1 protein-coding gene is annotated in these 702 nt (G+C 64.5%); it reads left to right on the top strand.

Annotated features, from left to right (window positions below; translation table 11 throughout):
* Positions 1-702, top strand: a 702-nt coding sequence (locus tag HX846_RS40320; RefSeq protein ID WP_178967352.1) for an aminotransferase class I/II-fold pyridoxal phosphate-dependent enzyme, incomplete at both ends; no start/stop codon positions are given.

A 702-nucleotide genomic window follows, 5' to 3' on the forward strand; every position in this document is an offset into this window, starting at 1 on the left:
GTGATGGAAGCCGCGACCGCCGCCGTGCTGGCCCACGATGAAGTCACCCAGGGCATGCGCGAAACCTACCGCCGCCGCCGCGACCTGGTGGTAGCAGGCCTCGGCGGTTGCCCGGGCATTCACGTGCGGGCCCCGCAGGCAGGCATGTTCGTGTTGGTGGATGTGCGGGACACCGGCCTCGGCTCCTTGGATTTCGCCTGGCGGCTGTTCCGCGAAGCAGGGGTTTCCGTGCTGGATGCCGCGGCCTTCGGCGAACCGGCCCAGGGGTTTGTGCGGCTGTCGTTTACCCTGGGTGAAGCGCGACTGGCCGAAGCCTGTGAACGTATCAGCCGCTTCGTCGCCAAGCTCGCCGGAGAACCGCGAATCGAGCCTGCTGCGAAAATCATAAGCGTACAGCCGGTGGCTGCGAAGAAGATGATCGAGGTGCTCGACCTGCATAAACGCTTTGGCAATATCGAGGTGCTCAAGGGCATCTCCCTGACCGCCCACGAAGGCGAGGTGATCTCGCTGATCGGCGCCAGCGGCTCGGGCAAAAGTACCTTGCTGCGCTGCATCAACATGCTCGAAGTGCCGGACCAGGGCAGCATTCACGTCGACGGTGAAAGCATCAAGCTCAACTACGGCCGGCCCGGCGCACCGCTGGTGGCCGACGCCAGGCAACTGGTGCGGATTCGCTCGACACTCGGCATGGTGTTCCAGAAC

It is taken from the genome of Pseudomonas sp. K5002 (genome assembly GCF_013386655.1).
Classification (GTDB): domain Bacteria; phylum Pseudomonadota; class Gammaproteobacteria; order Pseudomonadales; family Pseudomonadaceae; genus Aquipseudomonas.